Below are 26,247 nucleotides of genomic sequence, written 5' to 3' on the forward strand. Positions count from 1 at the left end.
ATGAAATAGGTATCGGATGCAGATTCATGGCTGTCTGGATACCTTTGGCATTAGACTGTGCATTCTGAGGTTTTTCATACCCTTTTCAACAAAAAAAATGTTTAACCAGTACACATCTTGCACACAATAGAACTATCGTAAGCTCCGCGAATGTGCAGGAGCGAAGGAGGCAGATGTTATGGCCAAAAGTGATGAATTGGTAAAATACATTACGCAGCGGGTTGTTCATTATATCGATACGCCGAAGGATGAGCGGAAAGACCGTGCCAAAAGGAAAGAGCCGTGGGCGATGAAATGGTTTGGTATGATTCCCTTCGCTGTATCTCTGTGGGTGGGGAGAAAGGAAAAGGAACTGGATACACCGTCTCATAAACGAAGTTCTTCAGGAAAAGGATAACTGTAGCACACCTATTTCACTCAGTGAGCTTAAAGACACGCCTTGCTGAGTAACCAAAAGACGCAATCCCTTTATTACATGGGAAGGCGTCTTATTTGTTGTAGATATTTAATTGTTCTAACGTTATTTGAATGCTCTGTAGAGTTAGCTGACAGTTAAGGCTTCAAGATGTAAAACTGACCGTCTTGTTGTAATGTGCTCAAAGGCACAAAGCGTTGAATGGATGTTTTTCCACCAAGCGCTACATATAGAATGGACTCTGCTTCATGATCTGCATGCCACAGCTGATAACCGCTGACGGGTAGAGGACCACCGTATACGACGTTGCGATCATCTGCTGAGAAAACAATTTCTTGATCCTCCCCGTGTTGTATCACCTCTCGTGCCCGATTGGCAGCAATAGGCTTGGATGTCATCCACAACAGATTGTCAGCCGGATTGAAGACGGGACGCAAATGAATTGGATCGACTGTGCCCGATGGAGCTATGGATAACTTAGTTATGATCGCAGAAACCTGTTTGGAATAATCCTCCAACAGCTTCAGTAACTCGGAGGGTAATACATCACCATTCGTAGCATCAATATAAAGTGCAGGATGGTTGGGTTGTTCCACTTTCCAATAAGCCAGCAGGGGAAGAGCATAACCACGATGAAGCTCTCCTCCGCCAGCAAGTAACGCCTCAAGATTCACATGTTGTCGATCCAAGGCTTGTCCGAGAAGTTCATTGTTATATGGTGACTGCTCTCCTTGACCATATTCACTAAGCATCAGATGTCCCTGTTCTGTGGCGGTAATAATCATATATCCCATTGGTTTCCCATCCAATGCAGCTTGCACCAGCCAGCTATGTGTACCAGGGCCCAGAGGATAGAAGTCCAGGTCGGCGTTCTTCCAATCAGCTTCCGCGTTAGCCGTACCAAGTGCAGCAGCTTGTTGCTCTGCAAATCGTTGCACAGCAGCGGGAGCTAGTTTGTCATTCTGGGAAGCATGATGTTCGGGACCATATGCTGTAGATGAAGCGAGATATGGTGAAGACGTTTTTTGTTCTTCAGCATTGGCTATCGACCAAAAGGAGAATAGGGCAAGACAACTGAGCAAGCCCAAGGAGATGAAGACTGTTTTCCGAGCGTTGTTCCAACACATATGGAAGAATTGTTTCAAATTCACACCTACTTTTCATTTATCCGTTACCTGAGCCGGTCCTAATTTCATTCTAGGGGACGGGCTATGCAAAGGTTGCCGCAACCTGTCGGGCAGCTGATCATGAATAAACACTACTTTTGCCAGCATTTGCAGGAAAAGTAGTGTCTTCGTCTATCTTAAGTGAAACATGCCGCTGCTAATCGCAGTCACTTTCACTTTGGGTTCGTATTGCCAGATCATCTCGGTCCGGCGTGTCTCGTATTGCAGTTTCATGGCTTCGCGATCGATAACCGCCTGTTTGGCTTTCTCTTCTTCAGCGTCTGTCTCGGTTTCGATCGGCACAACGGCCTCTGCGGCCAGTTCCATATCTGTTCCAATGGGTTTAGCGTTAGTTATATCCAGAACTTTTTTCAGAGATACAGGTGACGTGCGGTTAGAATGGACACTCTCCACGCCTGAGGCTATGTTACCCGGGGGTTCTACTTCAGGTGTATCTTCCCGGAGTACTGCTTCGTAATAGGTATCCAACACGTCCAGCTCCAGATCAAGTCGCTCTTGGGCTTTCTCAGCCCAGCTATAATCGAGTTCCAGCAAGCGGTTCGTCAAATGAGATTCGAGAGCAGCTCCGGCATCGGATAACGATACTTTGGCTGTCTGTACATGCATGTTCTCCGCGAGCCTTGGACTGAGATCACGTCGATTCAGCTTGGTTCCGAACTTCTCTATAATTTCACCTGAGCGAAGGGAGATGCCGAGAAAATGCAATTCTTCCCGTTTCAAATCACAGGCGAACTCTACCTTGAAACAGACACCGAGCCAAGGTTCATATACGGCTGGCGCTGTAGCGCGCAATTGCCGTTTGGCAGCTTGTTCGAACAGATTCACGAAGGCACCCCCTTCACGGGCTGCGCCAAAAATCTGTTGGAGCCTGCGACTGCCGTACACCACTTCTTCACGCAATATCCTTCCTGGTCCCAGTAGTGGCATGGATGGAGTAATGCCGAAATAACGGCCCAGAATGGTTTCTTTCGGTGGCTCGCCTTGAGGACTGCCGTTGGTTGCGCCATTCGTTTGAGCAGTGTCAGGTGATGCTTGCGCTGTTTTGGCTTCTGCTGCTTCAATGGCCTGCTGATAACTGTCAGGATCGAATATAAATGTAAAGGACATTGTCTCAGCGGGTGCTCCGGTTCGCTCCACGAACCCCCAATAATAGGGGCGATTGGTCAACGCTTTGTCTGCCTCAGGCGAAAGTTTAACAGTAACATGGGCAGGCGAACGCTCCATAATCTGACAATCGAGTGCTTCCAGATAGGTGAGAACATATGCCTGCACTTCATGGGGAGTCATGGTCATGGGTCAGCTACCTCCTTTGCGAAGATCTAACAGCCCGGAGACGGCAGGGCCTTCATCGGCAACCTCGCGTTGAATGGAGTTCAGTGATTGCCCAAGTGAATCCATTTTACGGCGAATATCTTCATCATTTTGTGATTCCAACATGATTTTGTACAGGCTTTTCTCAATGGACTCCTTCTTCTCCAGCCGTTCCAGAATGACATCCAGCCCGCCAATCACCATCTCAAACATATTGATCTTCTCATGCAGCAGGTTCAGGATATGTTCCTCAATGGTTCCGGACGTGGATAAGTTGAAAATGTTCACATCATTTTGCTGTCCCAGCCGGTGTACCCGACCGATCCGCTGCTCTACCCGCATAGGGTTCCAAGGCAGATCAAAGTTGATCATATGGTGGCAAAATTGCAGATTAATGCCCTCGCCACCCGCTTCGGTTGCAATCATGGCCTGCACACGCCCGCGGAAGAGATCCATCATCCAGTCTTTTTTGCCTCGATTCATACCACCCCGATAGGGTACAGCTGTAAGCCCATTGTTACGGAAATAGTTTAGCAGATACTCCTGCGTGGCCCGGTATTCGGTGAAGATAATTACTTTTTCATTCATGTTCCGAATTAGCTCCATCGTTTTCTCGGCTTTGGTATTTTCCTTGATCGCTTTAATATGAGCAACGAGTTCCCAAATCTTGTCCCGAAGGGGAGAGTCCAGCGGAAGTTTCTTCGACAGATTAACCAGTGTCACGAATACCGCATCTCGACTACTGCACACTTCACGCTGCAATGTAACAAGGGAAAGCATGCTGCTCAGGTTGCCGCCAGCTTCCTGGTATTGATCCTTAACAAAGGACGTCACCCCATCATAAAGCGCTTGTTCTTCGGGCGATAGTTGCAGATTCACGTTGGAGACGTTCCGTTTGGTAAATTGAACGGGGCCTTCGCCGCGGCGGTTACGAATCATCACTTTGGATAACTCGTTCTTAAGTTGTTCCTGATTTTTCGGAACCCGTTTGTCTACGACAAAGTTGGCCGCAAAGTCACCCTGACGCCCCAACTGACCGGGCTTCAGCAGGTTAATCAGATTAAACAGCTCACTCATATCGTTCTGCACAGGTGTAGCTGTGAGTAGCAAACAGTACTTTTTGCGCAATTTCAGCATGAATTGATAGTTGGTTGTTTTCTTGTTTTTGAGCTTATGTGCTTCATCAATAATGATCATGTCGTAATCAGTGTTCAGCAGCATATCTTTATGGGGGTCACGTTTGGCTGTATCCATGGAAGCAACGACTACTTCATTCTGCCAGGAATAGGCCTTTTTCTGGGCAATGGCAGGAATACCGAATTTCGAATTCAACTCCCGTACCCATTGCAACACAAGAGAAGCCGGTACGAGAATGAGTACCTTGGATACGAGACCCCGAACCATATATTCTTTCAGAATGAGACCGGCTTCAATGGTTTTGCCAAGCCCCACCTCATCGGCGAGAATGGCCCGGCCTGACATTTCAAATAATACTCTGCGTGCAGTGTCCATCTGGTGAGGAAGTGGAGTAAGGCCTTGTAAATGCTTCAAACACTGAATTTCGTCAAAATTGGGAATCAGATTGGTCTCTTCGGCTTGAATGCCCAGTTGAAAGAGTCGGTAATCTCCCCAAGGGCCCCCTTTATCCAGTCGTGATTCCAACTGATTGATCCAGCTTCGATCGAATTCCAGTGGAACGGGCAGCTCGGCTACAGGTTGATTCGTGTGGTGCGGGTTTTTCCGGTTCATGATGCTTCCTCCCCTGCCATACGTGATGACGTTTTATTCGTAGGTAATAGTATGGACGAATGAGAGTGAGTTCATAACTATACAAGTTGAACTACATTTTATTTGCACGAACACTACGATGACAGAACAACCTTCCAATCGCTGTTGTCCCCAGATTTCTTTGATTCCCTTTTCTGAAGGGGAAATCCGGGGATAGCGTATGCTTTCGATGCAGCTTTCTTTCAGAAAGCTATTAGGCGAACGCTTCGCTTTTTCAGGTTTTTTCTGTCCCAAAAAATTCACAGGTTTTGTATGCGTGAGTCTGAGGGTGTGTGAAGAAGCTTGTCCGAGCAGGAGAGTCCAAAAAATAAGGTCTGTGATAAAAGTCATATAGAAAATCAATATATGGTGTAATATACTGGTTTTATATCACTATATGTGGTGTTTCATCATAATTTACTTTTATAGTGAAAATGGAGCGTTAATCGGGGAGGTTGAACGTAGCGATGAAATCAAACCAACGATCGTACCAATTAGAAGGACTTAGCGAAAAAATATTTCTGGACCGATACGCCTGGAAGGATGCTGACTCGAATCATGCCAAGGTCGGAGATGTGGTACTGGTATTAACAAAGGATGATCCCAAGTTCCCAACCAAGGAAGTGGGCGAAATTATAGAACGCCAGGGTCAGCTCGTACAAGTAAGGACTCGAAGCGGAGAGATCATCGAGACCAGCGTGGAGAAACTGACACTCAACATCGAAAAAACACCGGAAGAGCTGTGGAGCCGGCTTGCCAAAGCCATGGCCTATGTTGAATCTACAGCAGATCAGCGGGCAACGTGGGAGTCCAAGTTCCGCTCCGTGTTGGAGGATTGGAAGTTAGTACCCGGAGGGCGTATTGCTGCAGGAGCGGGGGCAAGCGATGAGCTCACACTCTTTAATTGTTATGTTATTCCGTCTCCGCAGGACAGTCGGGGTGGCATCATGAAGACCTTGACCGAGATGACGGAGATTATGGCACGTGGGGGAGGTGTAGGCATTAATTTGTCTTCTTTGCGTCCTCGCCGAGCGGTGGTGAAAGGTGTCAATGGATCATCCAGCGGTTCCGTATCGTGGGGCGGATTGTTCAGTTATACGACAGGACTGATTGAACAGGGCGGAAGCCGACGGGGTGCGCTCATGCTGATGATGAATGACTGGCATCCAGATGTGCTTGATTTTATTACCGTGAAACAAACGATGGGGCAGGTGACCAATGCTAATCTGTCTGTATGTGTGAGCAACGCCTTTATGGAGGCTGTCAAGCAGGACGGAGATTGGGATTTGGTTTTCCCCGATACGAACGATCCAGACTACGACACCAATTGGAACGGGGATATGCAGCAGTGGAAAGCCGCAGGTCATTCGGTGGTACACTATCGTACGCTGAAGGCGCGCGAAATCTGGCATACCATTATTGAATCAGCCTGGAAATCGGCAGAGCCTGGTGTGGTATTCATGGAGTACTATAACCAGATGTCCAACAGCTGGTACTTTAATCCGATCATCTGTACTAATCCATGCGGGGAACAAGGCCTGCCTGGCTGGGGTGTATGTAATCTGTCAGCGATCAATCTGTCCAAATTCTATGATGAAACGAATCATGATGTGGCATGGGATGAACTGGCGGAAACCACTCGCATCTCGGCTCGATTTTTGGACAATGTCATTGATGCAACACCATATCATTTTGAGGAAAACAGACTGAATCAGCAGCGTGAACGCCGGGTGGGGCTTGGCACGATGGGACTGGCAGAGCTGATGATTAAGCTGCGTATAAGGTACGGCAGTCCTGAATCCCTTGAATTTCTGGATAAACTGTATGGATTCATGGCGAAGGAGGCCTATCTGGCATCGGCAGAGATTGCAGCAGAGAAGGGAGCTTTCCCGGCTTTCGAAGCTGAACCGTATTTACAGAGTGGATTCATGAAAAATATGGTTGCGAGGTACCCTGAAGTGGGAGAGGCTATTCGCAAACAGGGCATTCGAAATGTCACGCTGATCACCCAGGCGCCAACGGGAAGTACCGGTACGATGGTAGGCACATCAACAGGGATTGAGCCGTATTTCGCCTTCAAGTATTTCCGTCAAAGCCGTCTGGGTTATGATGAACAGTTCGTACCGATTGCGCAAGAGTGGCTGGATGAACATCCGGGTGAAGCTTTACCAGACTATTATGTGACGGCGATGGATCTGTCGGCTGAGAATCACATCCGGGTGCAGGCTGCGATTCAGCAATGGGTGGATAGTTCCATCTCGAAGACGGCCAACTGTCCGGCTGATTTTACGGTGGAGGATACGGCTGAACTGTATGAACTGGCCTTCGACCTTGGCTGTAAGGGAGTAACGATATATCGAGACGGCAGTAGGGATGTGCAGGTGTTGTCCACTTCGAAGAAGGAAGAGACCCAGGAGACCGAAGATCAGAACACGGCGGAAGCAAAAGAGAAGACGGACGTATCTACAATAGATAACCCGAATAATGTAGGAGGGCAGGCAGGTGTTGAGCCGGTCAGTAGTAAGGTTGATGATGAAATCCATTCTTCCGATCAAACCTCTTCCTCTGCCACAGTGCTGGATAAACAATATAGAAGCCGCCCTCAGGTACTTCGCGGTGCAACATACAAAATTAATACGCCATTCGGAATGGCTTACATTACAATTAATGATCTGGAGGGAACGCCGGGTGAAATCTTCCTGAACGTGGGCAAAGCGGGATCGGATGTGTTCGCCATGGCTGAGGCCCTCGGTCGGGTATGCTCACTGTTTCTTCGATACGGAGATCACGGGCACAAGGTGGAACTGTTGATCAAACATCTCAAGGGAATTGGTGGTTCGGGTGCGATTGGCTTTGGAGCCAACCGGGTGGAATCGATTGCAGATGCCGTCGCCAAAGCATTGGAAAGTCATGTACAGAGCAATGTGCAGGCGAATGAAACGGGAGCTTCACAAGAACAGAACCAAGTGAAGAGCGCATATCCACAAGTGGAGAATCAAAAAAACTTTATCGAATCAAGAGATTTATGCCCTTCTTGTGGTTCTGCATCCCTGATGAATGTGGAAGGATGCAAAACATGCAGTCAATGTGGGTATAGCAAGTGCAATTAAATAGCATTTGAAAAAAAAGAGAAAAAGAAAAGGCGTTCCATGACTCCACCAAGAGTCAGGAATGCCTTTTCTTCATTTAGCTAACTAACACCATTTATGACTACGATCTGCCAATGACTGCAATTCGTTGAATAGAACCCCAGCGTGATAGCCGTCGCACACGGCATGGTGTAACTGAATAGATAAGGGAAGATAAACTTTATCGTTGGTTTGAACATATTTTCCCATCGTGAAGATAGGCAACAAGAAGGTTCCCTCATTGTAAATATTCAGATTAAATCCCGTAAAGTTCACCCAGGGAATACTGGAAACGGGAAATGTATTTGGTGGTTCATTGGGTTTGGCAACCAATTGTTTATGATCTTTGTAATTCTTCATATCGTCCAGATAACGATTGTGGAACGTCTCAAAATCTTCATGGAATGTCGTCCAGATCGTCGAGAAACGTTTGTCGTCCTCATGAAAAATCGTATAGCTCGGAGACATCTCGTCCCAGTAGCCTAATCTCCCCTCGGCGTCGAAACTAGTTCGAAATTCTTGATGTGTATTGACGACCGTAGAGATCATATGAATAAGAGCTGGGTAGAACTTCATGCCTTTAAGTTTTATTTGAGCAATCAATAGCGTGATATCCAGATTAGCAGTCATGCTGTAGGTACATCTGACCTGATTCAAGTAGTGGTCAAAGTAAGGCTTTCGATCCCACTGATCTAACACGATTGGATTAAACATAAGTTATAACCTCCTAAATTTGAATAATGCCTTCATTTAGGAGGTATATTTGACTGATTTGACCATATCCTATCACATTCCCGGTATCCTATTTTTAGACATTGATCCCTCTCAGTATAACATAATAATGAATGTGTGCTTATAGCGTAATACTCCGCAAAGCGCTTTTTCAACCTGCTGCATTACTTTATAATGAAAGTGTATTTATAACGAAGAAGAGAGGGGATTAGATGCGTCAGCCGATAGAAGAACCCAAATTTTATTCTTATCCTGGAATGGTAGCGGTGGTGACTTCACGTCATGAGGGAGTCCAGAATGTGATGGCGTCCGGATGGCATACATACATCGGATCATATCCAGGCGTATATGGCATCTCCCTTCGTAAGGAAACATACTCCTATGAACTCATTGAGAAGAGTGGTGTATTCGGAGTTCATTTCCTACCAGGTCATCGATCAGAGTGGATTCAAGCTGCAGGAACGTTCAGTGGAAGAGATACAGATAAATTTACAAGATTCGGCATTCCATATGAGGAAGGAATGAAGGTAAGTGTACCTATTTTGACGGACGCTTATTTTGCTTATGAATGCAAAGTTATGGATATTACAACATATGGTGACCATGAATGGATTGCAGGCGAGGTGTTGCAGCGATATCAGGATCCGAAGTACTTTCTGGAGAATGGAATGGTTGATCTGGAGAAGTTGCAAATCCCAATGTACACAGGGCGCTCAACATACCGAATCCTGGATGCAAGGACAGAAGAAAAGAATCACCCGTTCTACCTCTAGGGTCCTAGGCAAGAAGAAGCAATTATGAGCAAAACTTTCAATCCGGTCTGACATAGGTTTATAATGGATAGTGGCTGCTGAGCAAGTCGGCAGCCTTTTGTTATGAATTTAATTGTTTCAATGAACGGTTGCGTGGGTATGCTGGTTTGCGCAAGCGGACAGGTAATTTTAGCCACTCGATGAAAAGTACTATATTTAACGACAAAATTAGAGTATGATTTTACAGCTATATGAGCTGGCAGGAAAGGTTACATCGGTTTAAACGTTTGTAAATATTCTTGTAAAGTATGAGGCTTATTTCGGGCGTATAATGCTAAACGTGAACTTACGAATCCATATAAAGAATATTGTAATGATTAAAACTTAATGGACCGGCAACACGTCTACCTTAAGACTGTAGAATTCACCAAGAATGTAGCATCATCGGAACGTGCTTCAAACAGAGGCTTTTCTTATGTTGTAAATGGAAGATGGAAGGTGCAATACGTATGTTAATGACAACCAGAACGATCAGGAGTTCCTTTATGCCCCCAACACCGATGTTGTTGACTCACAGTAACAAGGAGGGGCATGCATGTCACAATCGCCTAACAACAAGCGACATATGAACGGACTGGATGGCTTGCGAGCCATCGCTGTACTTGCGGTAATCGCGTATCATCTCAATTTGGATTTTATTCCGGGTGGATTGCTCGGTGTAGGTATATTCTTTGTTCTCTCTGGATATTTAATTACAGATATCCTCGTGTCACAGTGGCAGGAACATGGACGCATTTCACTCGGTGATTTTTGGGTAAGACGGGTAAGGCGCTTGCTTCCAGGCATGCTGACCATGACAGCTGTGGTAATGATCTGGTTGGCCTGTACAGACCCATCCCGGCTCGCTGCGCTTCGTGGTGATATCGTTTCGGGTGTATTATACATAAGCAATTGGTGGTATATCTTTCACAACGTTTCCTATTTCGAAAGTTTTGGCCCTCCATCACCGTTTGGACATTTCTGGTCACTGGCTGTGGAAGAGCAATTTTATCTCATATGGCCTCTTCTGCTGATCGCAGCAATCGTCGTGTTCAAAAGAAAGGGATGGCTGGTCGTCTTCATTGTCGTCGCAGCTGAGTTGTCTGCTGGCGCAATGGCCATCATGTATAATCCGGATCTGGACCCAAGCCGTGTATATTATGGAACAGACACGCGGGCATTCGCACTGCTTGCTGGTGCTGCTCTTGCCGTGGTGTGGCCTAGTCGCAAGCTCTCGAACTCTCTGCCTGGCATGAATCGGCTTGTACTCGATATATCGGGACTAGCTGCACTCGCTTTATTAATCTACATGATGTTGAACAGCAGTGAATATGATCCGTTTCTGTATCAAGGAGGAATGGTGCTTCAGGCTGTGGCAACAACGTTGCTGGTAGCGGTATTGGCTCACCCATCGTCATTCCTGGCACGGTTCATTGGAGCAAAGCCATTACGCTGGATTGGAGAGCGATCCTACGGATTATATCTATGGCATTATCCAGTTATTATTTTAACCAATCCCGCGGTGGATACGGGAGGAGCGCATCCTGTACGAATCATTTTACAAGTTGCTGTAACGGTTGTACTGGCTTCATTATCTCTTAAGTATATTGAAAATCCGATTCGCTACAACGGATTCCGTGATTCCTGGTCCCGATTATGGGGAAGAGGGCGGTCATCGATCGGTATACGTAATGTGTGGTGGAAGCGGACAGGTCTGTTGATGACGATTCTGCTGTTGTCCTATACGGTATCCCAGATGATGGTCTCACATGCAGCGAATTCTGAGTCCCATTCCGTATCGATGTCGACCACATTGAATGGAGAGAATTCTGTAGCTGAGGAACAGGGACAGGATGTTTTGCCAGCGAATACAGCGACATCGGGCTCAGGTCAAAAGAACGATGCGCATAGCCATAAACCGGAAGCAGGAACGAAAGATAATCCGGAGAACAATGAAAAACCGACAGGAGAGACGGCGCCAGACTCGAAACCTGGGGACCAGGACAATTCAACGAGTGGTGGCAAAGACGGTCAGTCTGAAGATAAGCCGGCTGATGAATCCGTGGCTAACGAGAATGATGCTCCGGACGGAGCTGAAGCGAACCCATCCGATGGAACGGATGATGTACCTGATTCATCTGAGGAACATGAAGAAACGGCTCCTCCTGCCCAGGATGGCAAGATTCATTATACCGTCATTGGAGATTCCGTGATTTTGGATGCAAAACCATATCTGGAGCAAAGTATAGCGGGAGTGTACGTGGATGGACATGTTGGCCGTCAAATGTGGCAGGCAGGCGATGTATTGGAAGGGCTGAAGCGAAACAACCAAATGGGCGGCAAGGTGGTGCTGGAGCTCGGGACGAATGGTTCCTTTAACTCCAAAAACCTGAATGCGGTGCTTGATTATCTGAAGGATGAGGATCAGGTGTATCTGGTTACTGTGCGTGTACCTCGTCCGTGGGAACGAACGGTAAACAGGGCGTTGAATGAAGCAGCATCCAACTACAGTAATGTCTTACTGATTGACTGGAACAGTGCAAGTGAAGGACACGACGAATATTTTGAAAAAGACGGTGTACATCTCACTACGCAAGGGTCAGAAGCTTTTGCAGAACTGGTGAAGAACAGTATTCAATAATACGCAATCCATATTCAATACGATTTAGCACTTATTCATTATTATAACCTAGGTTTAAGCTGCCGATGGCTGCAATAAGAAAGAGCTCTCATTGTGAGGGCTCTTTCTTGTTGCTATGAGCAATAAGTCAGCAATGTAAGTTCCAAACAGGGGAACCGATATTTTTCACCCCTGCATCCGTGGATCGTCACCTTACGGTATGATAACGTTACCATTTACAATAAGTGTAATCAAATCGCCGAGGGGGAATATAGAGATGTTGAAAAAGTGGCTTTCGGGTGTTCTGGCAATAACGTTGTTCTCCATTATTCTAGCTGGCTGTGCTGGCGGAGATACTTCAGAAGGAGGCAGCGGTAATGACAAAGTAACCGTCACACTCTGGCATAACTGGACCGGACAGGATGCAAAGGCGGTGGCAATGCGTCAGATTATTGAAGATTTTCGCACGGCACATCCAGATATTGAAGTCGTGGATGAAGGACTGCCTACAGATGGTCTCAAAACCCGGCTTCGCACGGTGGCAGCTGCCAACGAGATGCCAGACCTGTTCGTAATGTGGCCAGATGCCATGACTAAGGAATTTGTAAAAGGGGATCTGTTACAACCCATTAATACCGAGCTGGACGCGAAGCCGGAGTGGAAAGATAATTTTATCCCGAACGCATTGGACGGATACACCGTGGACGGGAATATCTATTCCGTGCCCATGAATCTGGCGCCGAGTTCCTTCATCTATTACAATGAAGCTCTTTTCAAACAGTACAACGTGAAAGTGCCTGAGACTTGGGCGGAACTGGAACAAGCGATTGCTACGTTTAATCAAAATAAAGTCATTCCCATGGCGCTTGGCAACAAGGCGAACTGGGTAGCACAATCGACCATATTCAGTACCCTGGCTGACCGGATCACCGGCACAGACTGGTTCCTGAAAGCGACAGCACAAGATGGTGCAAGCTTTACCGATCCACCATTTATTGAAGCCCTGAACAAAATGCAGGAGCTCGGCAACAGCAAGGCGTTCCAGGATGGATTCAACAGTATCGATGAGACACAGATGATGCAGCTTTATTTCCAAGGTAAGGCAGCGATGGTCATGAACGGCGGATGGGCCTTGGCCAATCTGGTGAACAATGCACCTGAAGAGGTATTAAACAACACGCATATTACGATTCTCCCTCCAGTGGACGGAGGTAAGGGTGAACCAAGAACCACATCCGGTGTTGTAGGAACCGGGTTGGGTGTAAGCAAAAAGCTGAGCGGTGCACAAAAAGAGGCGGCGATGGAGCTGTTCTACGCACTGGCAGGACCAGATGGTCAGAAGGCTACATTGGATAGCAGCACATTGGTGAGTTACAAGATTGATCTGGACAAAACCAAGGCGCATCCTTTGTTCGTTGAATTATATGATCTGATGCAGGAAGTAAAGATTACGCCTGTATACGATTCCAAGTTGGGATCGGCAACGGTTGAAGTTATTAACAATGCTTTGCAAGAGTTGCTCATGGGAGGTAAAGCCGAAGATATTGCGGCTAAAATCCAGGCGGCTCAAGCCAATGCAGTTAGTCAGTAATTATGGGTCAAACTAGATAGCGATTACGATGGTACAGCCAGACGATAAAGATTCAATGAACTCATCACATCGCGTATTAGCTGGTTATTCGACAAAACCCCTTCCCGGCAGGGGAGGGGTCTTTAAGTATGGAAGGGAAGTGAACAGATGAACGCACTGCGCAGTCGGCGTTTTATTATGCTGGGGCTGGCCCCGGCAGTCATCATTTATGCATTGTTTGTATTTGTACCGGTCGTATGGTCGGCGTACTACGGTTTCTTCAACTGGTCCGGCATCGGCGCATCCAAATATATTGGTATGGATAATTACGTAGAGATCTGGCATGATCCTGTATTTTGGCGGGCACTGAAAAATAACGTTATTTTTGTGTTGGCATCCGTATTTGGACAAATTCCGTTAGCACTGATGCTCGCGGTCATATTACACAAAAGCAATCCGTCACAGCGGTTCCTGCGCTCAGCCGTATTTCTGCCGATGGTACTATCGACTGTAGTGATCGGTATGATCTGGCAGTATATCTACCATCCGCAGATCGGGATATTGAACTTTCTGCTGGACGCACTGGGTCTGGAGAGTTGGAAGCTGCAATGGCTTTCCGATGACAAGATTGCGATCTTTTCCTTAGTGCCGCCGCTGCTCTGGAGCTTTGTGGGGTTGTATCTGATTATCTTCATCTCCGCATTGCAGAATATTCCAGGCGAGATTCATGATGCTGCCAAAATAGACGGTGCTTCAGGCATCCGTAAGCTGGTATCCGTCTCTTTGCCTATGATCTGGGGGACAGTTCAGGTTGCAATCATTTTATGTATCTCGGGGAGTCTGAAATCCTTCGATCTGGTCTACATCATGACCAAGGGTGGTCCGGCACATGCAACAGAACTGCTTGCAACGTATATGTACAATTCAACTTTTACAACATACCGTTATGGTTTTGGTAGTGCGATCTCAACAACCATCGTACTGATCTCCCTGCTGTTGATCGGAACAAGCCAGTGGGTGACCAGTCGCAAACGAAAAGAGAATCAATAGAGAGGAGGGCTATCATGCGTGCGACACCTGTATCCATGCCATCACCACGAAGCGGCTCGGGCCATCCGATTCGCCGCCTCCGCAGCGGAATTGTTTGGACGCTGCTAACGGTCTATGGTATTTTAACATTGTATCCGTTCTACTGGCTCGTGATTAGTGCGTTCAAAACGAATGAAGATTTCTATAGCAGGCCCTTTGGTCTGCCGGAAAACTGGAATGTTGCCAATTTCAGCAATGCATGGGAAAGCTCCAGGTTGGGAACTGCTTTTGGCAATTCACTCATTGTATCCGTCGGATCACTTATTCTAACGCTGTTTATTGCAGCGCTATCTTCATTCATTCTGGCCCGTTTCCAGTTTCGCTGGAAAGGGTTAATCATGACCTTCTTTGTTGTAGGTATGCTCATACCGATCCATAGTACACTTGTCCCTTTATTTATTTTAATGAAACAGATGTCCTTGCTAAATACGTACTGGGCATTAATATTACCTTATACGGCTTTTGCATTACCTACAGCTATTTTCGTGCTTACTGCTTATCTGACAAGTGTTCCACGTGATATTGAAGAGGCAGCTTTTATTGATGGAACAGGGCTTTGGGGGCTATTTACCCGAATCATGCTACCCATGTCGGTACCTGCATTGTCTACCGTTACAATCCTGAGTTTCCTGCATGCGTGGAATGACTTTTCATTTGCGCTTGTATTCATCAACAAAACCGGATTGAAAACGTTACCGCTCGCAATTGCGAACTTTGCGGATGGGTATCAGACGGATTACGGTTTAACCCTTGCTGCCATGACACTGTCAGTTATTCCAACGATTATCTTGTATCTCGTATTCCAGGAACAGGTTATGAAAGGCATGACAGCCGGAGCTGTGAAAGGATAAGCGAAAGCGCATCCAGAGGAGGAGAAACGTTTGGCACGCTGGCTCACATCTTCGTTACAAAGGAAGCTATCCGTCGTTGTGACGGTTTCAATGATTGTGCCACTGCTGGCTTTGGGTCTGTTCGCCTTTCTGATCTCTTCCCGCATCACGGAGCAAAAAACAAAACTGTCCGGCATGGATACGCTGAAGCAGGTGGAAGCCAATCTTCGTTATATGCTGCAGGATGCCGAGAACCTGTCCATTTTCCTGATTGGAGAACGGGATATTCAGAACTACCTTAGCCAAAATGAGGATCACGAGATGGACAGAGTGGATATCCTGGGCAGGATGACCAATCTGGCTGCTTCCAAAAAATATATCGCCAACATCGCCATATACCCTGGACGTTTTGATGCCACATTGTCGACCGCTACCTGGTATGAATCCAGTGAATCCAACCTGACGTATCCCTCTGTTCCAAGTGGTGAAGCAGTCAAACAATGGACGGGGGTATACCCGGTGCAGAATTACGCGGGTATACAAAATGTGATCACATTGGTTCGGCCGATTCGCAGTATCCATGATTATCGACCCATCGGCTGGTTAGCCATTAGTCTGGATGAGAAGGCCATATCCAAGGGATGGGCCGCTCTGGGATTAGGCCGAGGAGAAGGCAGACTGGAGCTCATCGGCAGTTCTGGAGAGATTCTGTCTTCGATGGACAAATCCCGGCTTGGACTTAAGCTGGAGGGTGTCGAACCAGGGGTCACAACGTTAATTCAGGATGGTGTTAGCGGAACCACCACATATGGTAGTGGTGAGGATAAAAGGACCTTGCTCTATTATCCGGAAGAATTGACGGGTTGGACATTGGTTGGAACCGTACCATATGACCAGTACAAGTCCGAGAATCGGTATATCCTTATTTTGACCGGGTGTGCCGTTGCCATGTCTGCTGCGATCAGTGCAGGTTTGGTCTGGTTTACGGTGCGGCGTGTGACGCGGCCGCTTCGTGTGCTTACCAGACATCTGTCCAGAATTGATCCGGAACGTCCTCTTCCACTGTTTCGGTCTGAAAGTGATGACGAGATCGGCAGGCTTGGGGAGAGTTACAATCTGCTCGGTTCACACATTCAGTTATTGAAGGAAGAGGTTATTCGCGGTGAAGCTCGCAAAAAGGAAGCGGATCTTCGGGTGCTCCAGGCGCAGATTAATCCGCACTTCCTATATAACACGCTCTCTTCAATTCACTGGATTGCCTTGATGTCCGAAGAGAAGCGGATCGCGGACATGGTTGAGGGCTTGAGTGATTTTCTGCGCATCAGTTTAAACAATGGTCAGGATTATTATCCTGTGGAACAAGAGATTGCTCATATCCGACATTATGTGCGGGTGCAGTCCATTCGTTTCCCTGATCAATTCGTATTGCATTACATCGTTGATCCAGCGCTTGAGAAGCGAATGATGCTGAAACTGTTGCTGCAACCGCTCGTTGAGAATGCCATGATTCATGGCATTCAGCCCAAAGCAGGCGTGGGTACCATCACTATAATGATTCGCAAGGACCCGGATAATGAACATATGAATGTACTGGTACTGGATGATGGTGTCGGCATGGAGCCGAACAGGCTGGAGCAATTAAGGATAAGTATTAGGGAATGGAAGGGAAAACAGCCGGAAAAACAGCTAAATCAAGGCGGTTATGGACTCTGCAATGTGAATGAGAGACTGCTTCTCCATTATGGAGCGGATGCACAGCTAGAAGTCGACAGCAGGGTTGGGGGAGGTACCCGGATTTCGTTTTCCATTCCAATCTTGGAGGGTTCACCATGAGACTATTAATTGTGGATGATGAAGTAATTATCCGTACAGGGCTTGCCAGCGTTATCGCTTGGCATGAACTCGGAATTGAACTTCTTCAACCGGCTGCCTCGGCAGAGGAGGCGTTAGCACGCATGGCTGAGGAACGTCCGCATATCCTGATGACGGATATTCGGATGACGGGCAGATCAGGGCTGGAACTGGCAGAAGAGGGACTGCGATTGTTACCTGAACTGGAGGTCATTATTTTGTCCGGATACGATGACTTTTCTTATGCGCAGCAGGCGATACGCCAAGGGGTTACAGATTATCTGCTCAAAACAAGCAAGCCGGAAGAGATCATCAAGACCGTATTACAGGCCAAACAACGGATCACGGAACGTTGGGCAGAGAAGTCCAGAGAGGGACAGCTTATGCGGGAGAATCGGGAGCGTTTATTCGCTGGTTGGATCATTGACGGTGACACCACTTCGGGCCAATTTCCTTCGTTTTTGCGTTCTGATGCTGGAATAGAGGCAGCGAATGATGGTCTTGATGATGAACAGATTCGCAGACAAGTCATTGTACTTCGAGCAGAGGGTTGGGATCGATCCTCGGATGCACTATTACGATTCGCGGTGCAGAATACCCTGGAGGATATGCTACCGGGTGCCATTGCGCATATAGAGAAACAGCAAATTATATGTGTAGTTTCATGGCCGCCTGTGGAACAGGAATATCCGTTCAAGCTGGAGAGTGCATTACGTCGGGTGGAGCAATTACTGAAGTGTACTCTGCGTGCAGCAGTAGGTCTGCCTGTGCGTGGATATGCAGATCTGCACGAAAGCTACCGAACGGCTTCAACTGCTTTCCGATATCGAGGTTTGATGGATGATAAAGTATGGCTTTATGAGCACGTTCAGGAGCGCCAAGGTGGTAAAACTGTACTTACGCATGAAGAAGAGACCACACTTGGTTCAATATTGTTAGATAATGATTCAGTGAGGTTAACGACATGGACGCGTGAACTGGTGGCTAATCTGACTACGGAACCGGAGGTCACGCCAGAATCGTTCAGTGCTTGTCTGCACTCTGCGGTCATTGCAGGTCATCGCTGGCTTACCCGTACAATGCGAGCGACAGGGCGTGAAGAAACTGCAAGGCTTGAACCCTGGTTGCCGGAACCGGATGCCGAAGCTGTAGATCTTGGGGATATGTTGTTCCACCATCTGTATGGTCTGATGCATGTCTATCACAGCCGAATGGGTCAGGGACAGGCTGCCCATGTGCAAAAGGCTATTGGTTATATTGAATCATCACTGGCACAGGACATTAATCTGCAGCAGGTAGCTGGACATGTTCATTTGCATCCGGGTCACCTGAGTGAACTTTTTAAAAAAGAAATGGGTGTGACCTTTGGAGATTTTGTCACCGATATGCGTATCCGAAGAGCGATGGATATGCTCGCCGTGTCTCCAGCGAAGGTCAGTGAAGTCGCTGCTATCAGCGGCTACGAAGACGTGAAATATTTTAGCAGGCTGTTCAAAAAACATACCGGCAAGACCCCGAGTGAATATCGCGAAGAGGCGTTATCGTTCAAACCTTCGGGAAGTTAGAAATGAGCAGACCAGGCAGCATGTCTTGCATTTCTGCAAACGTTCTCGATAGAGTATTACTCAGGGTTATTGGAGAGTGAGGGTGTATTAATGAAGATCCATAGTTCAAGTCAGGATTTATCGGGACAATGGAAAATACAGCATTTTGAAGTTGGAGAGAAACGGGCAATGGATGTGGCAGCTGCTGCGCTGGATGACCGTTTCTGGATCGGGGCAGAAGTGCCTGGGGATGTACATGCTGCACTGATTGAGCGCAGTATCATTGATCCGCCCTATTACGGTCATAATGATGCCAAAAGTCGCTGGATTGAGCAAAAGGAATGGTGGTACCGTACAACCTTCAATCTGGTGAGAGATGCGGAGACGGAAGAGCACTTTGAATTGGTGTTTGAAGGATTGGATACGTTTGCAACGGTATATGTGAATGGCCATGAAGTTGGAAAAACGGCGAATATGCTGATGTCACATACGTTTAACGTAACATCTCTGGTACGCAGCGGCTGGAATGCGATTGCTGTTAAGTTTGATCCGCTTCACCTGCATCACCGGGACAAAGAAACCTTCGACTGGTCCTCGTATACGAAGGAACGGCCATGGTTGCGCAAAGCAGCGATGAACTTTGGCTGGGACTGGGGACCACGCATGGTGACGGTGGGAATCTGGGGTGCCGTACGGCTGGAAAAACGAACAATAGCCAAGCTGGAAAGTGTGTATGCTCGAACGGAATCAGTCAGTACAGAGCATGCTGTGTTACACGTCACGGCAGATGTGAAGTCCGTCTTGTCTTTCCGCAGCAGACAGAAACGTGAGCAGGCTGTGGTTACGTCCTGTAATGTTCGTCTGCTGGATCGCAACGGACACGAGGTGGCAGGAGCCACTGAACTGCCTGTAGAAGGTGGTAAGGCAGATACCACGTTGAACGTCACGTCACCTCAGTTATGGTGGACTCATGATCTGGGTGAGCCGTATCTGTATACGCTGGAGGTTACATTATGTGCTGACGGCATCGAGGTGGATCGTTACAGCGAACCTTATGGGTTACGAACGATTGAGCTGGCTCTTCACAATGAACAGGGTGAAGATGCATTTACGTTTATTCTGAACGGAGTCAAAGTATATGCCAAGGGTGCCAACTGGATTCCGGCGGATCATCTGATTGGTGCCATCCCGAGCTCCCGGTATCGTGAGCTTGTCGAGCTGTCGGTAGAAGGACATATGAACATGCTGCGCGTCTGGGCCGGTGGTATCTATGAGAAGGATGTCTTCTACGATGAGTGTGATCGGCAAGGGGTGTTGGTGTGGCAGGATTTTGCATTTGCGAATGCGTTGTTCCCGGATTTCAATCGTGATTTCATGGATAATGTCCGGCAAGAGGTAGAAAACAATGTCATCCGTCTGCGTAACCGTGCCTCGCTTGCCATCTGGTGTGGCAATAACGAGATTGACTGGCTTTATGACATGAAGTCTGCAAGTGGGGATATTACCAGTCCGTTCTACGGCGAACTTATCTATCATGAACTGATCCCTGAAGTGCTGGATCGCTTGGATCTGTCCCGTCCGTACTGGCCTTCTTCGCCGTTTGGGGATAGCAATGGTCAGGATGCGAATGATCCCGATGTCGGGGATCGTCACAACTGGCAGGTATGGCATGGCTCGGTCTATCCAAGGAAGCATGGAGAGCCGCCCCTGCTGGACTATAGTATTGAAGGTGTGACGTTCAAAAATTATAAAAAGGATCATGCGCTTTTCAGCAGTGAATTTGGTATGCATGCCTCGGCCAATCGTTACACGCTGGAGAAAAATATGCCCGCAGGGCAGTTTTATTGGGGCAGTCCGGAGATGGCCTACCGTAACAAGGATACCAACCATCAAAAAGGCATTCTGCTGATGGAAGGTTACACAGGCATTCCGCAAAATATAGAAGAATACATGAACTATTCCATGCTGACTCAAGCAGAAGGATTGCGCTACGGAATTGAACATTTCCGACGGATTAATCACCGTAACAGCGGTGCACTCGTGTGGCAATTAAATGATAGTTGGCCAGGTACAAGCTGGTCCATGATTGATTATGAACTGCTGCCGAAGGCATCCTTTTATTACGGAAAAATATTCTTTCATCCTGTCTTGTTGTCACTGGAGCATGAGCCGGGGGAGCCGCTTGCGTTGTGGGTCGTGAACGATACACGGGACGTGCTGAAAGGCGAGCTTCGGTTCAATGTCTATGAATTGCAAGGAGAGAAGATCTATTCCAGCACACATGCTGTTGCAGTAACATCTCAATCCGCATTGTGTATTGCCGAATTAACTGAAGTAGAGGTGTTACAGGGCAGACGTGCGGAGGAAGTCATGGTTGAGTTGGTATCCGAAGGATTTACGGCGCCGATTAATCGGTACTTCTTGCGTGATCCTAAGGATGTGTCATTGCCGGAATCTCAATTGAGTGTACATGTGAATGAAGAGGAACAGTCTGTAACGGTTACGGCGAGTGGAGCAATTGCACGATTGGTGAAGTTGGAGCTCCCACTTGGGCGTGTGCGATTCAGTGATAATTATTTTGATCTGCTCCCGGGCGAGAGCCGGACGGTAAGACTTCTTCATCCAGAGCGATCGTCTTTGCCACTGGCGGAACTTCGAGTCAGTGCCATGAACGGCAGAGAAGGATAAAATAATAATAATAGACTTCGACTTCGATTCTAGTTCGAGGTTCGAGGTTTTAAGGTGGTAATCCTGATCAGGGATGCCACCTTTTTTGCTTTTGCAGCAAGTGAATTCATGTATTCGTGTCAGGTGATCTTATCGGGTTTTAAAGAAAAGATTCATAGCGCTGCTGAAAAGAAGACTCCATCTCCACTTGTCGTGCAAGTTGCTGCTGAACCTTCGCTCCGCGAATCGTCTGAAGTTCCTGAAGTTGTGCAGTGGAACTGAATTGGTCTGTGGCCATCTGAACAAGTAATTCGGAGAGCACATCCGCATCTTCGAGCGCAGCATTAAGTCCGAACGCACCGGTTGGGGTCATGGTATGAGCGGCATCACCGATGAGTACAACATTGTCTTGTGCCCACGACTGGCAATAGCTGCTTTCGACAGATAACAGAACAAAATCACTCCAGCTCTGAATGTTGGCAGCTACAGAATCAGACAGGCAAGGAAATGCGGAGACAAGTTTGTCTACAAAAGGAGCAATCGGCTGCTCTCGCAGCTTGGAGTATGCTCCTTCGGGGATGTTCCAGCCAATCTGAACATAACCGCCAAACTGTGAGAACAGTGCGAGCTGTTGACCATCCATGCTGGCCATCCGAACAGCCGGTTCCCAACCTATCGGTGCCGGAATACGCGCCCACAGTAGATCATACCCATGCTTGCGAATTTCGGGGGTCAAACCGGAATGTTTACGTACAGCAGAGTATCTGCCATCAGCACCGACAATAACAGATGCTTCGATGGAGGCGGGCACGCCGTTCTGTCGAATGTTAATACCAACGATATGGCCGTTTTTGTCTCGTAGCATACCCGTCATTATCGTATTGAATCGTACTGGTTCGTTTGAACTGTGCTGCTGAGCGTGCGACGTGATGGCTTCCAGGAGATGATCTTGCGGAACATGAATACCCACATGCGATTCTCCGTTACCCGGGGATATTGTATGAACAATCTGTCCATTTTCCCAATATTGAATCTGCTCCAAGAGCAGTGCTCCACGTTCCTTGACGAGGGAATAGAGGCCGTGTTTATTTAAAATTGTTTCGCCGTCCACATTGAGCAACTCTCCGCGGAATGATTTGTGCAGGTGGGGTTGCCGCTCTATGAGCATCGTGGATATTCCTTTTTGATTCAGTAAATATGAAAGTAAGGCACCACCTGGCCCAGCGCCGACGATGCAAACATCCGTTTTTAATGGTGATTGTAAGTTCTGATTCATGTGCATAAGTCCCTTGCAGTATAATGGTGACTCTTGTTTACTTTATAACAACAAATTTATTAAAATCATTAAGTAACTAAAAGTAACTTTGAAGATATAGGTTATTATAAACAAACCCGTTGCCATAATGCAATAGGTACAACCCAAAATAGAACACAAGTCTTTCGGTAGAGTATAAGGTGTCCAATACAAGCGTATTTTTCACAAACATCATAGTGTAAATATGTTACAATATAAGGTAGGTTATGATGAAAGGCAGGAGGAACGTTTATGAGCCCGGATACGGAGCGAAACTCTCAATTGGCAAATGTAGATCAATTGTTGGAGGCCTTCTTCAGATATAAAAATAAAGTATTGGATCAGCAGCAGAAGACCGAAACCAACTGTAAACTGAATCCGACAAAAAGTCATATATTGGGCATGATTTTACGTGAACAACGCTGTATGGCGGTTGATGTGGCGAGACAACTCAGCTTGTCCTCCGGTGCAACCACGATTGTACTGAATCAACTGGAAACGGAAGGCTTGATCCAGAGGGTGCGCAGTGAAGAAGATCGTAGAATTGTTTGGCTGTCCTTAACGGATGAAGGGGCGCAGCTTGCGAAGACACTTAATGCGAATCGTGGCCGAATGACGTGGGAATTGTTGCAAGCACTTTCCGAAGAGGAGCAGCAGCAGATGTTCGGCATGTTGAAGAAAATTGAACTGAAACTGCTGGAGAACATGAAGTCGTTTGAGCAGATCCATCGATAATGCATATATGACTTGTTCTTTTGAAGACGTCAGTCCTCATGAGTTCGTCCCTTTTTGCGGGGGGATGAGCCTTGAAGACTGGCGTTTTTGAGTTTGTTCACAAATGAAAGCGAACCACATGATCCGTCAATCCTTCCTGAATCAACACTTCTTTTTGTTTCCTGCCCATCAGGTCAAAGTGGGGAAATGGCTGCCGCTGATGAATATATCGCGGGTCCAACCCGTGATCGTTACACCAACACTCGAGACGTTCCAGATCTGAACAGCCAACTTTGGTGACACTGGTGATGCCGGGGAATCGGTTGTCAATCCAGAAATGAGTGAGGTACGCAATCTCACCACGAGCAACTTGTTCCTTCCACGCAGCCAACTCTTGTCGTTTAATTCCAAATGCCATAGATACAAGTTCCTTTCCAAACGGGTATTGTCCTGAGCATATTGTAACATCTTATATACAGAATCCATCAGAATTCTTCAAAATAGACTAGTCTGAGACCAGTTGGTTGGGTATATGAATATGACAACATTTTTATAACAAAGTCTGGATTATGTTAAAATAAACCTATACAACAAAGGTTTCACACTTCTATAGCGGAAAGGGATTGTCATCATGGAAATATTTATAGCCGTACTTGTTTTACTGGTACTGATCGGTTTATCGAACATCCTCAACCGGTTTGTACCTTTTATTCCCGTTCCGCTCATTCAAATCGTGCTCGGTGTAGCCATAGCTCTGCTTCCTGCCGGGGTACACTTGCAGTTGAATCCGGAATTGTTCTTTGTACTTTTTATCGCACCTTTGTTATACAACGATGGGAAGCGAACACCAAGGAATGAATTATGGAATCTGCGTGCACCTATCCTTCTGCTTGCGCTGGGACTTGTGTTCGTGACGGTGGTTGTGGCGGGATATGCCATTCATTGGCTGATTCCTACGATTCCGTTACCCGCGGCTTTTGCTCTTGCAGCCATATTGTCCCCGACAGATGCAGTGGCCGTTGGTGCTATGGCAGGACGAGTACATTTGCCTAAAAGCATACATAGGCTTCTTGAAGGTGAAGCATTAATGAATGATGCATCCGGCTTGGTCGCCTTCAAATTCGCCATTGCAGCCACGGTCACAGGTGTGTTTTCCCTGGCACAGGCAACCTTCAGTTTTATTCTGATTGCCATTGGCGGACTTCTCGTCGGTGCATTGTTATCTTTTCTGTTAATCCGGCTCGGGATGTGGATTCGCAGACTGGGCATGGAAGATGTAACAATTCACATGCTGTTGCAAATACTCACGCCATTTATCATCTATCTGGTAAGTGAAGAAATTGGGGTATCAGGTATTCTTGCGGTAGTGGCAGGCGGTATTATCCACGCCATTGAGCGTGACCGCGCTGAATCGGTTCAGCTGAAAATGCAGGTGGTATCTGCCAGCACATGGTCAGTCATTTTATTTATACTAAATGGTCTGGTGTTTGTAATTCTGGGTGTACAGGTCCCGGATGTTCTAAGTACCATTTTCGAAAATGTATCGTTTAATAATCTGCAAGTGCTGGGCTATGTGGGCTTGATCTCGGTGCTACTGCTGGTTCTGCGCTTTCTCTGGATCTATCTGTTCTGGCAAGGGAATGAATGGCTGCGTACCAAATCCTCTATAGGCAGGCCCAAATTCAAGGATATCACGATTATTTCCCTATCTGGGGTACGTGGGGCTGTCACATTGGCGGGTGCCTTCTCCATTCCTTATGTGCTTCAGGATGGTTCACCTTTCCCTGAACGGGATCTCATTATTTTCCTGGCGGCAGGGGTTATCCTTTTCTCCCTGATTGCGGCGAGTGTGTTTCTTCCGGTTTTGGCTAAGAACGCTGGGGGATCCAGCGAAGAAACACCACAGAAGTCCGAGCGAAAAGCACATGACATTATGCTGAATGCCGCAATACGGGCTGTCAAATCCGAAATGAATGATGAAAACAAAGCTGCAGCACTAGCGGTCGTCTCCGATCTGTCCAAATATATCAGGCAGGCCGCAGGTCAGCTTACCGCGGATAAACGCAAATATATCCAGAAACAGGAAACAGCTATTAACCTGATTGCCACCCGAGCGGAGCGAAAAGAAATCGAAGCGATGCTGGATGAAAATGCAATTGCTTCCGATGCTGCTTTCAAATGTGACAGTTGGCTGGATCGTAAGGAAATGATGTTGGCCAATCGCGCAAACACTCAGATGATGACCTCAATCAATGGGATCGGGCGTATGCTGGGTCATCTATTCACCAATCGATCCCAAAAGCCGAGTCAACCCTTCATGCTAGAAAATGCAGAACTTTTCCGTCAGGTGAAGTTACGCACCTCTGAAGCGGCAATTAAGGCCATTCGTGCCCATATGAACGATGGGAATCGAATCGTAGCTTTGTCAGTCATCGCCAAATATGAACGTGTCATTGCCAAACTGCGAACCTGGAACCAAGGGAAAATGGAAGATCCGTTTAATCAGGAGAAGCTTGAGTTGCAGATGGTGGCGATTCAGGAACAGCGCAATACAGTGCAACAATTGTATGAGAACGGTGAGATTAATCGTGATGTGGCTGCCAAGCTGCGCCGGTTTATTAATGATGTGGAAGCAACTGCGTTGAAAAATACCTAATCCGATAAATCCGATATTTTAAATAAGTTAAACGGTCTGATATACTATGGAACAAGAAAATGAATCACTATCCATTATATA

The 26,247-nt window shown here is 47.1% G+C and carries 18 protein-coding genes; 12 read left to right on the forward strand and 6 right to left on the reverse strand.

The genetic code is table 11. The features are described 5' to 3' along the window. Positions 1–178 precede the first annotated feature (178 nt). Positions 179–397, forward strand: coding sequence for a YqzE family protein (locus MKX40_RS10180; RefSeq protein WP_339241232.1), 219 nt, complete (start codon positions 179–181; stop codon positions 395–397). 155 nt (positions 398–552) lie between these two features. On the opposite strand, the gene MKX40_RS10185 is transcribed toward MKX40_RS10180, so the two are convergent. From MKX40_RS10185 to MKX40_RS10195, 3 genes are all read right to left on the reverse strand, one after another. Beyond that, complete coding sequence (locus tag MKX40_RS10185; protein ID WP_339241234.1) at positions 553–1,566, reverse strand: hypothetical protein; 1,014 nt, start codon at positions 1,564–1,566, stop codon at positions 553–555. 147 nt (positions 1,567–1,713) lie between these two features. Beyond that, positions 1,714–2,895, reverse strand: a complete 1,182-nt coding sequence (locus tag MKX40_RS10190) for a YqhG family protein (RefSeq protein WP_339241236.1) — start codon at positions 2,893–2,895, stop codon at positions 1,714–1,716. 3 nt (positions 2,896–2,898) lie between these two features. Next, complete coding sequence (locus MKX40_RS10195) at positions 2,899–4,662, reverse strand: SNF2-related protein (protein WP_339241238.1); 1,764 nt, start codon at positions 4,660–4,662, stop codon at positions 2,899–2,901. Between the two features lie 485 nt (positions 4,663–5,147). Here MKX40_RS10195 and MKX40_RS10200 point away from each other — a divergent pair, with 485 nt between their 5' ends. Then, positions 5,148–7,790, forward strand: a complete 2,643-nt coding sequence (locus MKX40_RS10200) for an adenosylcobalamin-dependent ribonucleoside-diphosphate reductase (RefSeq protein WP_339241240.1) — start codon at positions 5,148–5,150, stop codon at positions 7,788–7,790. 84 nt (positions 7,791–7,874) lie between these two features. On the opposite strand, the gene catA is transcribed toward MKX40_RS10200, so the two are convergent. After that, positions 7,875–8,522 carry a type A chloramphenicol O-acetyltransferase gene (gene catA, locus MKX40_RS10205; RefSeq protein WP_339241243.1) on the reverse strand — a complete coding sequence of 216 codons (648 nt, stop codon included), beginning with the start codon at positions 8,520–8,522 and terminating at the stop codon, positions 7,875–7,877. A 230-nt stretch (positions 8,523–8,752) separates the two neighbouring features. Between catA and MKX40_RS10210 the strand changes: the two genes are divergently transcribed. The 8 genes from MKX40_RS10210 to MKX40_RS10245 all read left to right on the forward strand — a co-directional run bounded on the left by MKX40_RS10210 (position 8,753) and on the right by MKX40_RS10245 (position 21,523). Further along, positions 8,753–9,313, forward strand: coding sequence for a flavin reductase family protein (locus tag MKX40_RS10210; RefSeq protein ID WP_339241246.1), 561 nt, complete (start codon positions 8,753–8,755; stop codon positions 9,311–9,313). A gap of 574 nt (positions 9,314–9,887) precedes the next feature. Beyond that, the gene (locus MKX40_RS10215) at positions 9,888–11,972 is read left to right on the forward strand and encodes an acyltransferase family protein (RefSeq protein WP_339241249.1); all 2,085 of its coding nucleotides are present in this window, start codon (positions 9,888–9,890) and stop codon (positions 11,970–11,972) included. A 256-nt stretch (positions 11,973–12,228) separates the two neighbouring features. Further along, a complete protein-coding gene (locus MKX40_RS10220) occupies positions 12,229–13,542 on the forward strand; it encodes an extracellular solute-binding protein (RefSeq protein WP_339241251.1) in 1,314 nt (437 codons plus the stop codon). A 147-nt stretch (positions 13,543–13,689) separates the two neighbouring features. Next, positions 13,690–14,571: a sugar ABC transporter permease gene (locus MKX40_RS10225; RefSeq protein WP_339241253.1), complete on the forward strand. Its 882-nt coding sequence runs from the start codon at positions 13,690–13,692 to the stop codon at positions 14,569–14,571. A 35-nt stretch (positions 14,572–14,606) separates the two neighbouring features. Next, positions 14,607–15,461, forward strand: coding sequence for a carbohydrate ABC transporter permease (locus MKX40_RS10230; protein WP_253442477.1), 855 nt, complete (start codon positions 14,607–14,609; stop codon positions 15,459–15,461). Positions 15,462–15,491: 30 nt separating this feature from the next. Next, a complete protein-coding gene (locus tag MKX40_RS10235) occupies positions 15,492–17,273 on the forward strand; it encodes a sensor histidine kinase (RefSeq protein ID WP_339241255.1) in 1,782 nt (593 codons plus the stop codon). Continuing rightward, on the forward strand, positions 17,270–18,856 hold the full coding sequence (locus MKX40_RS10240) for a helix-turn-helix domain-containing protein (RefSeq protein ID WP_339241257.1): 1,587 nt from the start codon (positions 17,270–17,272) through the stop codon (positions 18,854–18,856). The genes MKX40_RS10235 and MKX40_RS10240 overlap by 4 nt, the downstream gene beginning before the upstream one ends. A 90-nt stretch (positions 18,857–18,946) precedes the next feature. After that, positions 18,947–21,523 carry a glycoside hydrolase family 2 protein gene (locus MKX40_RS10245; protein ID WP_339241259.1) on the forward strand — a complete coding sequence of 859 codons (2,577 nt, stop codon included), beginning with the start codon at positions 18,947–18,949 and terminating at the stop codon, positions 21,521–21,523. 139 nt (positions 21,524–21,662) lie between these two features. Here the strand turns inward: MKX40_RS10245 and MKX40_RS10250 are convergent, their stop codons facing one another. Next, a complete protein-coding gene (locus MKX40_RS10250) occupies positions 21,663–22,778 on the reverse strand; it encodes an FAD-dependent monooxygenase (protein WP_339241262.1) in 1,116 nt (371 codons plus the stop codon). Between the two features lie 270 nt (positions 22,779–23,048). On the opposite strand from MKX40_RS10250, the gene MKX40_RS10255 reads away from it, so the two are divergent. Continuing rightward, positions 23,049–23,531 (forward strand): MarR family transcriptional regulator, encoded by a 483-nt coding sequence (locus MKX40_RS10255; protein WP_339241265.1) that lies wholly within the window; start codon positions 23,049–23,051, stop codon positions 23,529–23,531. Positions 23,532–23,628: 97 nt separating this feature from the next. Here the strand turns inward: MKX40_RS10255 and MKX40_RS10260 are convergent, their stop codons facing one another. Then, positions 23,629–23,928, reverse strand: a complete 300-nt coding sequence (locus MKX40_RS10260) for a hypothetical protein (RefSeq protein WP_339241268.1) — start codon at positions 23,926–23,928, stop codon at positions 23,629–23,631. A 213-nt stretch (positions 23,929–24,141) separates the two neighbouring features. Between MKX40_RS10260 and MKX40_RS10265 the strand changes: the two genes are divergently transcribed. After that, a complete protein-coding gene (locus tag MKX40_RS10265) occupies positions 24,142–26,166 on the forward strand; it encodes a Na+/H+ antiporter (RefSeq protein WP_339241271.1) in 2,025 nt (674 codons plus the stop codon). Positions 26,167–26,247 lie beyond the last annotated feature (81 nt).

This window comes from Paenibacillus sp. FSL R5-0517, assembly GCF_037974355.1.
In the GTDB taxonomy this organism is placed as follows: Bacteria; Bacillota; Bacilli; order Paenibacillales; family Paenibacillaceae; genus Paenibacillus.

Bases quoted from the DNA above. Each gene is read 5' to 3' on its own strand.
- MKX40_RS10240 (WP_339241257.1), top strand. From the start codon at position 17,270: ATGAGACTATTAATTGTGGATGATGAAGTAATTATCCGTACAGGGCTT.
- MKX40_RS10200 (WP_339241240.1), top strand. From the start codon at position 5,148: ATGAAATCAAACCAACGATCGTACCAATTAGAAGGACTTAGCGAAAAA.
- MKX40_RS10265 (WP_339241271.1), top strand. From the start codon at position 24,142: ATGGAAATATTTATAGCCGTACTTGTTTTACTGGTACTGATCGGTTTA.
- MKX40_RS10255 (WP_339241265.1), top strand. From the start codon at position 23,049: ATGAGCCCGGATACGGAGCGAAACTCTCAATTGGCAAATGTAGATCAA.
- MKX40_RS10180 (WP_339241232.1), top strand. From the start codon at position 179: ATGGCCAAAAGTGATGAATTGGTAAAATACATTACGCAGCGGGTTGTT.
- MKX40_RS10250 (WP_339241262.1), bottom strand. From the start codon at position 22,778: ATGAATCAGAACTTACAATCACCATTAAAAACGGATGTTTGCATCGTC.
- MKX40_RS10195 (WP_339241238.1), bottom strand. From the start codon at position 4,662: ATGAACCGGAAAAACCCGCACCACACGAATCAACCTGTAGCCGAGCTG.
- MKX40_RS10220 (WP_339241251.1), top strand. From the start codon at position 12,229: ATGTTGAAAAAGTGGCTTTCGGGTGTTCTGGCAATAACGTTGTTCTCC.
- MKX40_RS10225 (WP_339241253.1), top strand. From the start codon at position 13,690: ATGAACGCACTGCGCAGTCGGCGTTTTATTATGCTGGGGCTGGCCCCG.
- MKX40_RS10215 (WP_339241249.1), top strand. From the start codon at position 9,888: ATGTCACAATCGCCTAACAACAAGCGACATATGAACGGACTGGATGGC.
- catA (WP_339241243.1), bottom strand. From the start codon at position 8,522: ATGTTTAATCCAATCGTGTTAGATCAGTGGGATCGAAAGCCTTACTTT.
- MKX40_RS10245 (WP_339241259.1), top strand. From the start codon at position 18,947: ATGAAGATCCATAGTTCAAGTCAGGATTTATCGGGACAATGGAAAATA.
- MKX40_RS10210 (WP_339241246.1), top strand. From the start codon at position 8,753: ATGCGTCAGCCGATAGAAGAACCCAAATTTTATTCTTATCCTGGAATG.
- MKX40_RS10230 (WP_253442477.1), top strand. From the start codon at position 14,607: ATGCCATCACCACGAAGCGGCTCGGGCCATCCGATTCGCCGCCTCCGC.
- MKX40_RS10260 (WP_339241268.1), bottom strand. From the start codon at position 23,928: ATGGCATTTGGAATTAAACGACAAGAGTTGGCTGCGTGGAAGGAACAA.
- MKX40_RS10190 (WP_339241236.1), bottom strand. From the start codon at position 2,895: ATGACCATGACTCCCCATGAAGTGCAGGCATATGTTCTCACCTATCTG.